Origin of the sequence: Yoonia sp. (assembly GCF_042093035.1) — a bacterium.
Taxonomy (GTDB): domain Bacteria; phylum Pseudomonadota; class Alphaproteobacteria; order Rhodobacterales; family Rhodobacteraceae; genus Yoonia.
In genome coordinates this window covers 1-10667 of the sequence record NZ_JBELFI010000092.1, presented here as the reverse complement: position 1 = coordinate 10667, position 10667 = coordinate 1, and the positions used below count along the sequence as shown (strand labels likewise).

The 10667-nt window shown below is 58.2% G+C and carries 12 protein-coding genes; 4 read left to right on the top strand and 8 right to left on the bottom strand.

Annotated elements, in window-relative coordinates; all coding sequences use genetic code 11:
* Positions 1-34: 34 nt before the first annotated feature.
* Positions 35-634, bottom strand: coding sequence for a superoxide dismutase (locus ACFDSS_RS11225; protein ID WP_375255832.1), 600 nt, complete (start codon positions 632-634; stop codon positions 35-37).
* A 194-nt stretch (positions 635-828) separates the two neighbouring features.
* On the opposite strand from ACFDSS_RS11225, the gene ACFDSS_RS11220 reads away from it, so the two are divergent.
* Positions 829-1095 (top strand): hypothetical protein, encoded by a 267-nt coding sequence (locus ACFDSS_RS11220; protein ID WP_375255831.1) that lies wholly within the window; start codon positions 829-831, stop codon positions 1093-1095.
* Between the two features lies 1 nt (position 1096).
* On the opposite strand, the gene ACFDSS_RS11215 is transcribed toward ACFDSS_RS11220, so the two are convergent.
* From ACFDSS_RS11215 to ACFDSS_RS11200, 4 genes are read right to left on the bottom strand one after another with little or no spacing between them, the layout of a single operon-like run.
* Entirely contained in the window at positions 1097-1672 is a 576-nt protein-coding gene (locus tag ACFDSS_RS11215) for a sarcosine oxidase subunit gamma (protein ID WP_375255830.1), read from the bottom strand.
* Positions 1665-4676: a sarcosine oxidase subunit alpha family protein gene (locus ACFDSS_RS11210; RefSeq protein WP_375255829.1), complete on the bottom strand. Its 3012-nt coding sequence runs from the start codon at positions 4674-4676 to the stop codon at positions 1665-1667. Before ACFDSS_RS11210 ends, ACFDSS_RS11215 begins: the two co-directional genes overlap by 8 nt.
* Positions 4673-5002 (bottom strand): sarcosine oxidase subunit delta, encoded by a 330-nt coding sequence (locus ACFDSS_RS11205; RefSeq protein WP_375255828.1) that lies wholly within the window; start codon positions 5000-5002, stop codon positions 4673-4675. The genes ACFDSS_RS11210 and ACFDSS_RS11205 overlap by 4 nt, the downstream gene beginning before the upstream one ends.
* A 37-nt stretch (positions 5003-5039) precedes the next feature.
* Positions 5040-6284, bottom strand: a complete 1245-nt coding sequence (locus ACFDSS_RS11200; RefSeq protein WP_375255827.1) for a sarcosine oxidase subunit beta family protein — start codon at positions 6282-6284, stop codon at positions 5040-5042.
* A gap of 219 nt (positions 6285-6503) precedes the next feature.
* Here ACFDSS_RS11200 and ruvX point away from each other — a divergent pair, with 219 nt between their 5' ends.
* Positions 6504-6980 (top strand): Holliday junction resolvase RuvX, encoded by a 477-nt coding sequence (gene ruvX / locus ACFDSS_RS11195; RefSeq protein ID WP_375255826.1) that lies wholly within the window; start codon positions 6504-6506, stop codon positions 6978-6980.
* Positions 6977-7219 carry a DUF1289 domain-containing protein gene (locus ACFDSS_RS11190; protein ID WP_375255825.1) on the top strand — a complete coding sequence of 81 codons (243 nt, stop codon included), beginning with the start codon at positions 6977-6979 and terminating at the stop codon, positions 7217-7219. Before ruvX ends, ACFDSS_RS11190 begins: the two co-directional genes overlap by 4 nt.
* Here the strand turns inward: ACFDSS_RS11190 and ACFDSS_RS11185 are convergent.
* Both ACFDSS_RS11185 and ACFDSS_RS11180 read right to left on the bottom strand, forming a co-directional pair.
* On the bottom strand, positions 7212-8291 hold the full coding sequence (locus ACFDSS_RS11185) for an ABC transporter ATP-binding protein (protein ID WP_375255824.1): 1080 nt from the start codon (positions 8289-8291) through the stop codon (positions 7212-7214). The two genes, ACFDSS_RS11190 and ACFDSS_RS11185, sit on opposite strands and share 8 nt — an antisense overlap.
* Before the next feature lie 163 nt (positions 8292-8454).
* Positions 8455-9234: an SDR family oxidoreductase gene (locus ACFDSS_RS11180; protein ID WP_375255823.1), complete on the bottom strand. Its 780-nt coding sequence runs from the start codon at positions 9232-9234 to the stop codon at positions 8455-8457.
* Between the two features lie 126 nt (positions 9235-9360).
* Between ACFDSS_RS11180 and ACFDSS_RS11175 the strand changes: the two genes are divergently transcribed.
* Positions 9361-10326 (top strand): Hint domain-containing protein, encoded by a 966-nt coding sequence (locus ACFDSS_RS11175; protein ID WP_375255822.1) that lies wholly within the window; start codon positions 9361-9363, stop codon positions 10324-10326.
* Here ACFDSS_RS11175 and ACFDSS_RS11170 read toward each other — a convergent pair.
* On the bottom strand, positions 10323-10667 hold a 345-nt coding region (locus tag ACFDSS_RS11170; protein WP_375255821.1), incomplete at its 5' end, for a hypothetical protein. The genes ACFDSS_RS11175 and ACFDSS_RS11170 overlap by 4 nt on opposite strands.

The window sequence follows — 10667 nt, the reverse complement described above, 5'->3', positions numbered from 1 at the left end:
CCGTGGGCCTTTGTGAGCGGTCCAGACGCGCCGGTTACATACGGCTGGCGACGTTTTCCCAGTTCACAAGGTTATCAAGGAAGTTGGCAAGGTAGACAGGACGCTTGTTGCGGAAATCAATGTAATAGGAATGCTCCCACACATCGCAACCAAGCAAGGCGGTCTGGCCAAAGCAAAGCGGGTTCACGCCGTTTTCGGTCTTTGTCACAGCCAATGAACCATCAGCATTCTTGACTAACCAGCACCAGCCGGAGCCGAACTGACCGGCACCCGCCGCGCTGAACTGGGATTTGAAGTCATCCACAGACCCAAAATTTTCAACCAGCGCCTTTTCAAGCTCACCTGGCATCGCACTGTCGCCCGTGCCCATCATTTCCCAAAACTGGTTGTGGTTCCAAAGCTGGCTGATGTTGTTGAAGATGCTATTTTGCGCGACGGCAGATTTATCATAGGTGCCGATGATGATCTCTTCGAGAGACTTGCCCTCCCACTCGGTCCCTTCAATCGCCTTGTTGCCGTTGGTGACATAGGCGTTGTGGTGCAGATCGTGGTGATATTCGAGGGTTTCAGCGGACATGCCTTTTGCGGCAAGCGCGTCATGCGCGTAAGGAAGATCAGGAAGAGAAAATGCCATTGGTTCGGTCTCTTTCATTAAGGAATATTACCTGTGTGTAAATGTCACATCCTTGTGGAAGGTCAAGGGTCAGCGGGGCCCGGGGCACAGAAATCCCGCCAAGAAAAACCTTGACCCGGCGCGCAACTCCGGCCAGTTTCATAACGTAATCAGTATTTTGTGACCTACTTTTCCACAAAATGGAATGCAATCCCATGCTCCTACAAAGCTCTCGGCGCGGTTTGCGCGCCCACTACAAGACCACTTTCTGGATTCTGGACTACTACGAAGACCAGAAATCAAACATCCCGCAAGCCACCGGTTGGCGTCGTTTGCTTCGCAAACGAAGCCGCGCACGTTTGCGTCTGATACTGCGCGCCCGTCAACGCGGGTTTGACATCAATGAGACCGTCTATCTGCTGAACCTCTTTGACGATGTCCATCAATCCGACGCGACACAGACGACCCGCCACGCCGCCTGATCTAACCCGCCGCGTTCAAGTGCCCGACCTGCCCTGCTTTGGCCGATGCGGCCAGCAGATCAAACGTGTAACCCGCCACGGAACGGAAACAGATCACGTCAATCGTGTCGGCGTCGCGCATCCAGAACGCAGCGGCGACCTGACCCAGTCGGCTGCGGCGAAAATCACCCGGCTGAAAGCTGGAAGGGTGCACGTCCACTGGCGCGAGTTTGGCAATCACTTCGCGCCCGAAACGTCCCTCGACATGCAAAACGGACCGCGCATCGGAGACATTTTCGGCCAGATAATGTGTTCCGGCCAATCCCGCTTCGATCGCGGCGCTGGCCTCAGTGACATGCGCATATGGAACCAGCACCAGTACCTCATCGGGTGACATCCAGCACAGACCCTTGTCCGCGTCCGTATGCGCCTGCCCTTGTTTGGGCATGGACACGCCCGTCAAGCTCTTGCAGATGTTGTGCAATTTCTTGTCCGCCAGGTCGCCGCGCAAAATAATCATCCCACGCAGACCCGCTTCGCGGATCGTCACTTCACCAGGGGCCACTTTGCCTTGCAGTGCGCTGACAGCATTAGACATTCTGCTTCTCCCCGTCTTTATCATAGAACACCGGATCAACAATCTTGGTCGGAACCGTCCCACCATCCACGGTGTTGAATTCAATCACCTCGCCCATACGCGCAGGGCCGTTGTGAACCAATCCCATCGCGATCCCGCGCTCTAGGTTTGCGGAGAAATAGGTGGAAGTTACACGCCCTTGGGTATTGCTTTGCCCGTTAGCGTTGTTGCCTTCGGCAATCGCATAAGCCCCATCCGGCAAAACCGACCCGTCGACCGTTTCCAAGCCCACCAGCTTCCAGCGATCAGGATCGGCCATATGGCTGCGCGTATGCGCGCGCTTGCCCAGATAGTCGTCCTTTTTCTTCGACAGCGCCCAATTCAGATTCAGATCTTGCGGAATCACTGTCCCGTCAGTTTCGTCGCCGATCATGATAAAGCCCTTTTCGGCACGCAGAATATGCAAGGTTTCAGTGCCGTAAGGCATGATCCCGAACTCCTGACCCGCCTCCATGAGCGCATCCCAGAAAGCCGCACCCTGCCCCGCAGGAACAGCGATTTCGTAGGAAAGCTCCCCCGAGAACGAGATGCGGAAGACCCGCGCATCAAAGTCACCGATCTTGCCCGCGCGCCACTGCATAAATGGCAGCGCCTCAGCGCTGACATCCATGCCGCCCAGCTTACGCAGCAATTTGCGGGCGTTCGGGCCAACCACGGCGATTTGTGCATATTGTTCCGTCACATTGGCGACGTAGACTTTCCAGTCCCACCATTCGCATTGCAACCAGTCTTCCATATGCGCGTGAATGCTTTCGGCACCACCGGTCGTAGTGTGGCAAAGCCATGTGTCCTCAGACATGCGCACGACGACACCGTCGTCGATCAGGAACCCGTTTTCCGAGCACATCAGCCCATAGCGGCATTTGCCCACCGGCAGCGTGGACATCATGTTGGTGTACATCATGTCGAGGAATTTGCCCGCATCCGGCCCTTTGACAATCAACTTTCCAAGGGTGGAAGCATCGAGCAGGCCCAAATTCTCGCGGGTGTTCTTCACCTCGCGATTGACCGCCTCATGGACGCTTTCGCCATCACGCAGATAGGCGAACGGTCTGCGCCACTGGCCAACGGGTTCGTTGTCTGCACCATGCGCGTTCGACCAGTCAGAGATCGGGGTCATGCGGATCGGCTGGAACAACTCGTCACGCGCCGCACCTGCAATCGACGCCATAGAGATCGGCGTGTAAGGCGGGCGGAATGTTGTCGTGCCGACATTCGGAATATCCGCGTTCAGCGATTGCGACAGGATCGCAAGACCGTTGATATTGCTCAACTTCCCTTGATCCGTCGCCATGCCGAGCGTTGTGTAGCGTTTGGTATGTTCAACGCTCTCAAAACCTTCCTGAGCGGCTAACTGCACGTCCGAAACCTTCACGTCATTCTGGAAATCCAGCCATGCCTTGGACCGCAGCGCATGGCTCGCCCCCTGCGGCATGAGCCAAACAGCTGAGATCGGGCCTTCTGTCACATCCTCACCCATCGGCGCTTGCGCGCCGCGTTTGGTGTGTCCAGCAGCTTTCGCGGCAGCACGACCAGCCGCCCAGCCGTCGCTGATGACTTCTTGTGTAAAGAGATGCCCGTTGGCGATACCTGCAGTGATCACGAATGGCTGGCCATCATGGCTTGTCGGCGCGCGCTCCGGGTCGGGGCGGAACATGATCTGATCCGCATCCCAATTCAGCTTGCCACCGCAATGGGACCACAAATGCACAACGGGCGACCACCCGCCCGACATCGCCACGCAATCGCAGGCGATTTCTTCCAGCGGCGCACCTTCCCCGGCTTGCGTACAAATGGCGACGCCCGTGACACGCTTGCCGCCTTTGGCCTTTGCAATGCCTTTGCCCAGCTCAACCCGAATGCCCAGCGCGCGGGCTTGATCGATCAGATCGCCCGCAACGTCGCTACGGGCATCGATAATGGCAGGCACTTCCAGACCTATGTTTTTCAGCCTAATCGCCGTGCGGTAAGCATCATCATTGTTGGTCACGACAACGGTGCGATCCCCCACAGACACCCCGAAATTCACCACATAGTCACGCACCGCAGAGGCCAGCATGACACCGGGCAAATCATTGGCAGCAAAGGACAATGGGCGCTCAATCGCACCTGTTGCGGTGACAATCTGCTTGGCGCGGACACGCCAAAGCCTGTGACGCGGGCCATCGCTATCCGGTGCATGATCGGTCAGGCGTTCATAGGCCAGCGTATAGCCGTGATCGTAAACACCGGCCCCCATGCAGCGCAGGCGCATGTCGACATTGGGCATTTCAGAAAGTGCTGCAACGGTCGCATCGACCCAAGCTTGCGCGCCCATCCCGTCAATCGTCGGCGTGTCCACAACAGCGCGGCCACCCCAAGCGGCGGTCTGTTCGACTAGCAGCACATGCGCGCCGCGTTCTCCCGCAGCTTTCGCCGCCGCCAGCCCTGCTATTCCGCCGCCAACAACCATCACATCCACATGGGCGTGGAAATGCTCATATGTATCGCGGTCGCGATCCTTGGGCGCTTTGCCAAGCCCCGCTGATTGGCGGATAATGGGTTCATAAACGTGTTTCCAGAAAGCGCGCGGATACATGAACATCTTGTAGTAAAACCCGGCAGGCAAGAACCGCGACAGATGCGCGTTGATCGCGCCCACATCGAATTCCAGCGTCGGCCAGTGGTTTTGCGAGGTCGCGGTAAGCCCCTCGAACAACTCGGTCGTGGTGACGCGGGCATTGGGTTCAAAATTGGCGCCTTTGCCAAGGTTCACGAGCGCATTGGGTTCCTCCGCGCCGGACGCGACAACGCCACGCGGACGGTGATACTTAAATGAGCGGCCCATCAGCATCTGGTCATTGGCGAGCAATGCCGAAGCCAGTGTATCCCCCGCGAACCCGCGCAGGTGTTTGCCGTTGAATGTGAAAGAAACCGCCTTTGACTTATCAATCAGACGGCCTTGGTGTGCCAGACGTGTGCTCATGAAAAACGCCCCCATGACCAGCCCGGACGGGCGGCGGTAATCTTGTCTTTGATGTCTTGCGGGGGTTCCAGCGTTTGGGCCGAATATGTGCCGAAGACCTGCAAGGTCTGTGTGCAACGGGCCGCGAGGAACCATTTGCCGCAGCCATATTGATGGCGCCAGCGTTCAAAATGCACACCCTTGGGATTTTCGCGCATAAAGAGGTAATCCTCAAAATCCGCATCCGTGGATGCCGGGCCTTCGCGCTTGAGATGCGCTTCTCCGCCCGCGTGCAGATCGGTTTCATCGACGTCGGCGCCGCAATAGGGGCAATGCAGGATCAGCATGGGCAGACCTTCACGATTGATTTGGTATTCAGTGTCATCAGTGTGCCACCCCCGCTGCCACGCTTTCGTCGATGAATTTGCCTTCCCTGAACCGGAACATGCTGAATTCATCCGTAAGCGGGGATTGCCCTTTGGCCATTAATTCCGCCATTGCCCAGCCAGAGCCGGGGATCGCTTTGAACCCGCCTGTCCCCCAACCACAGTTGACGAAGATGCCCTCAACCGGCGTTTTCGACAGAATGGGCGACCGGTCTCCTGTGACGTCCACGATCCCGCCCCATTGCCGCAGCATCTTGAGACGCGCCAGCATCGGGAAGGTTTCGACCAAGGCGCGCACCGTTTCCTCAATATGGTGGAATGATCCGCGTTGGGTGTAATTGTTGTGGCTGTCGGTGCCGCCACCGATGACCATTTCGCCCTTGTCGGATTGGGAAAGATAGCCGTGCACGGTATTGGCCATCACCACGATGTCCATCGCGGGTTTGATCGGCTCTGACACCAGCGCTTGCAGCGCCACGCTTTCAATCGGCAGCCGGAAGCCCGCCATTTGCGCCATCACGCCCGAATGCCCGGCGGTCACCATCCCCAGTTTGTCGCAATCAATCGGCCCTTTGGTGGTCTCCACCCCCACGACCTTGCCGTTTTCCTGCCGGACGCCTTTGACCTCACATTGCTGGATCACGTCCATGCCCATGTCCGAACAGGCCCGCGCATAGCCCCAAGCAACCGCGTCGTGACGCGCGGTCCCACCGCGCGCCTGCCACAGACCGCCGAGCACCGGATAACGGGGACCGTCGATGTTCATGATCGGGCACAGCTCTTTCACGCGGGCGGGTTCGATCCATTCGGTCGTCACCCCCTGCAACGCATTGGCGTGGGCTGTGCGCTTGTAGCCGCGCACCTCATGCTGGGTCTGGGCGAGCATGATGACACCGCGCGGGCTGAACATCACGTTATAGTTCAAATCCTGGCTCATGGTTTCGTAGAGCGAGCGGGACTTTTCATAGATCGCCGCAGAAGGATCTTGCAGGTAGTTGGAACGGATAATCGTCGTGTTCCGGCCCGTATTGCCGCCACCCAGCCAACCTTTTTCCAAGATCGCGACATTGGTGATCCCGAAGTTTTTCCCCAGATAATACGCTGTTGCCAGACCATGCCCGCCAGCGCCCACGATAATCACGTCGTATTTCTTCTTCGGCTCACGCTTTGCCCACGCGCGGTCCCAACCGGTGTGGTTGCGCATGGCTTCGCGGGCGATTGCAAAGGCGGAATATCGTTTCATCGGGCTTCCAAAAGGCTAGGTCATGGCGGGCGGTCCGCTGCTTTCCTATCTGGACCGGACGGGGTGCAAATTGGATACTGACAGCGGCGTCTAACCCCCCTTTTACGACATGCTGGCGGCGACGTGAATTGCCATCACGTCGCAAGGCCTTTTCAGGCGGACCAAGCGCGGTTATGTCAGTTCCAGAAGTCCATAGTGAGATGCAGGCGTGTCTAAAGAATGATTTGTGAAACTCCAGAGGCCTTCATCGCTGAAATCCCACCGACCGGGGCGCTGGCGGGGCTTGATCTTGGGACGGTCACGATTGGCGTGGCGATGTCGGACGTGCTGCGCTCTGTGGCGACCCCGATCGAGACCATCAAGCGCAAGAAATTCGGCGTCGATGCTGGCAAATTGCTGGAACTGACAACACATCGTTTGGTAACGGGCCTGGTGCTGGGCCTGCCGCGCAACATGGATGGTTCAGAAGGGCCGCGCTGTCAGGCGACCCGTGCCTTTGCCCGCAATCTGGAAAAACTGACGCCTCTGCCCATCACCTTTTGGGATGAGCGCCTGTCCACCGTCGCCGCCGAACGCGCACTGCTTGAGGCGGATACGTCCCGAAAACGTCGCGCAGAGGTCATCGACCATGTGGCAGCAGGCTATATCTTGCAAGGGATGCTGGACCGCATGGCGCATATAAGGGCAAATTCGTGAATATACCTGAAAATACCGACGACGTCTGGAAACGGGCTGAAATCGACAGCCCTTGCGTCAAGGTTTGCGTGATCCATCCAGAAAGCAGGCTGTGCACCGGTTGCCTGCGCTCGATTGATGAAATAGGCGCATGGTCGCGCATGTCCCCGCAGGCGCGGCGGCTGGTGATGGCAGAACTGCCGTCGCGGGCGGGCAAGATCACCAAGCGGCGCGGTGGAAGGGCTGCGCGGCTCAAGTAGACTTCCGGCTCGGAAACACAAAACATCGGTCGCGGCGAATCATCAACCAAAGCGGCATCCCCGGCTTTGGTAAAAACACTGACGGCACCACCGCCTTCAGGACCGAGCCGTCGAAATCCATCCGAAACTCCACCAGACTTGATGCACCCATAAAACGCGCGCGATCTACCACGCCGCGCGCTGCACTGCCGTCTTCGGGCGTCGGATTGGGGCCACGCCCGCCTCGGTCGAAATCGATCTTGATGTGCTGGGGACGGATCACGATATCGACCTCTGTCCCGTCAGGCACCCCAGGGGCGAGGAATTGGCCAAACGGCGTATCGGTCAACGCGCCCTGAACCTTGCCCTTAATCACATTGATATCACTAAAGAAAGCAGAGGCCTCAATGTCGACCGGCGCATTATAGACATTATAGGGCGCGCCACGCTGGACGATCTTGCCATGGCGCATCAAGGCGATTTCATCGGCCATGCGCATCGCTTCACCCGGCTCATGGGTGACAAGCAGAACAGCGGTGCCTTCGTCCTTGAGCACTGACAGGGTTTCATCGCGGATATCATCGCGCAGGCGGTCATCAAGCCCCGAGAATGGTTCATCCATCAGCATGATCCGGGGCTTGGGCGCCAAGGCACGGGCCAGGGCAACACGTTGCTGTTCACCGCCGGAAAGCTGGTGCGGATAGTCGGCCTGATGAGACGCCATGCCAACCTTGGCCAACAACTGATGCACCCGATCGGTCACGCGGCCCTTTGGCAAGCCAAATGCGACATTCTGTGCTACCGTGAGGTGGGGAAACAACGCAAAATCCTGAAACATCAATCCGATATTGCGTGCCTCAGGCGGCCGATGCACATCGTCTGCGCAGACCAAATTCTGATCGACATGGATGGTCCCGGAATCCGGTTCCTCCACCCCTGCAATAATCCGCAGCGTTGTAGATTTCCCGCAGCCAGACGGACCAAGAAGGCACGTCACCTGCCCCGGCATCACCGAGAGGCTCACGTCATCCACAACGCGCCGTCCGCCATAGTCTTTGACGATGTTCTTGATCTCAAGGCGGGGGGCTTGCATGGGCGCGGGGCTATCCCTGACGAAAACTATTGGGTATTGCCGACCTAACAATTGATGCGCGCAAGAGCAAGGTCAGCCCAGCGGCAAAATATCTGTGATGCCCAAGCCAACCCCGTTGTAATCCAATGGATTTCAAGGCTGGCTTGGGGGCAGACAGGCGATGTTATATTGTGGCGTTGATCGCGCCACCATCAAGAACGATGTTCTGGCCGACAATAAAGCCCGCGTGCTGGGAGCATAGAAAAGCACACATTGCGCCGAATTCTTCCTTCGTGCCATAGCGTCGCGCCGGGATGGTGGCCTGCCGCTGGGCTGTCGCCGCCGCCAGATCAATGCCCTGTGCTTTCGAGACCCCGGCATCGAGGCTCACCGCACGGTCCGTCGCATGGATGCCCGGCAGCATATTGTTCACATTCACGCCGAATTGGGCCACTTGTCGTGCCGTTCCAGCGGCATAACCGGTAAGCCCGGCACGCGCGGAATTTGACAGCCCCAATTGCGGAATTGGCGCTTTGACAGAGCCTGACGTGATATTCACAACGCGGCCCCAGCCCTTGTCGATCATCCCAGGCATCAACGCTTTCATCAGCGCGATCGGGGCCAGCATGTTGGCATCCAAGGCCGCAATGAAGTCGTCACGGTCCCAATCGGACCACATCCCCGGAGGCGGGCCGCCTGCGTTATTCACCAGAATATCAACATCGCCAGCCACATCGAGCAGTGCCGCGCGCCCTTGCTCGGTCGATACATCAGCAGCAACAGCCACCACATCAACGCCATATGTTTCGCGGATCGACGCGGCTGTCTGCTCAAGCGCTTCAGCACCGCGCGCGTTGAGAACAAGATTGACGCCAGCCGCGGCCAAGGCCTCCGCGCAACCGCGCCCCAATCCTTTCGATGATGCGCAAACCAATGCGCGTTTTCCCTTGATGCCCAAATCCATGTCACTGTCCTTTTTCTTGCTGTTCTGGACTGCGATCTAGCACTGCAACGGGGGTTGGGCAAATGCATGGGGCCTTTATTTGATAAAGACTTGGTAGACGCCCGCAGGCAGTGTAATCCCGAAGACATGAAACGCACCGCCATGACCCTTGACGTTTACCGCGCCGCAGATGTGCGGGCCTGCGAAGGCGTCATGATCGGCGAGGCGATTTCATTCGCCGATGAGCTTGTCCTGGACGATGTTTTCCAGATCTTGCCAGAGGCCGCGCCGGTGGCATTGCCAATCTTTGTCGCGTCGAACGGACTTTCGCGTCAGGATGCGGCAAAGGACACAGCGATCCATCTGGATTGTTGCCTGACCTTGATGGCCCCAGACGGTGGAACGCATGAGGCGCTGATCCTGGTGGAGACCCATGTCGATCTTGTGGCCGGGATTTACCTGTTGCCATTGGGCGAACTTATCAATGCGGTTGATTACAGGCTTGTCGGTGTGACGCGACAGACAGCGACCGCGCGCTTTGCGGAGGCAGCCAGCGGTGCATTTGCCCGTGGCACCCGCATTACGCTGTCCGACGGAACATTGCGCCCGATCGAGGACTTGAGCATTGGCGATCTGGTCCTGACCCGCGATGCGGGCGCGCAACAGATCAAATGGCTGGGTCAAGCGACCCTGCGCGCCACCGGCCCTTTTGCCCCTGTGGTGATTACAAAAGGCGCCCTGAACAACGCTGCAGATCTTGTGGTGCGTCCCGACCATCGCGTCTTCATCTATCAACGCAAGGATCATCTGGGCACAGGCCGCGCAGAGGTGCTGGTTAAAGCGAGGGACTTGGTGGATGGCACATCGGTGCTGCGCCGTCGCGGTGGATTTATCGACTATTTTCAGCTGATCTTTGATGAACATCACATCATTTACGCCGAAGGCATCGCCGCCGAATCGCATCTGGTTGATCCGCACATGCGTGCCGCGATGTCACCGGGGGCCACCTTGCCCGCTCATGCCGGTGGCCGCTATCTCAATTATGAGGTCAAATCCAATCTGATCCCCTTTGCGCAGGCCGCAGCGCTTTTGCGCAATGCCTCCTCCGGTTAGGGGGGCACTGCCGGGGCGACAACACTGCCTTCGCCAACGACGATCAGGCTGCCATCCTGCATGACGCCGTTGTCGGAAATTGTCGCCTCCAGATCAGAGGCAACGAATGCGGCGACCGGATCAGAGAGATATGTCGCGGTGAGCAGCCCATCAAAGACCAGGCCGTCAGTGGCTGTCATCAAATCCCCGGCATAGGCGATGGCGCCCCCCTGAACAGCATCCACACCTTCAAGCAAGATCGTGCCAGTATAGTTGGTCAGGCTCCCGGTCGATGTCGCGCCAAAGAAATCCGAGAGCGCACCGTCCGTCGCGCCAGTCTGGAAATCCACATTCAAAATCGC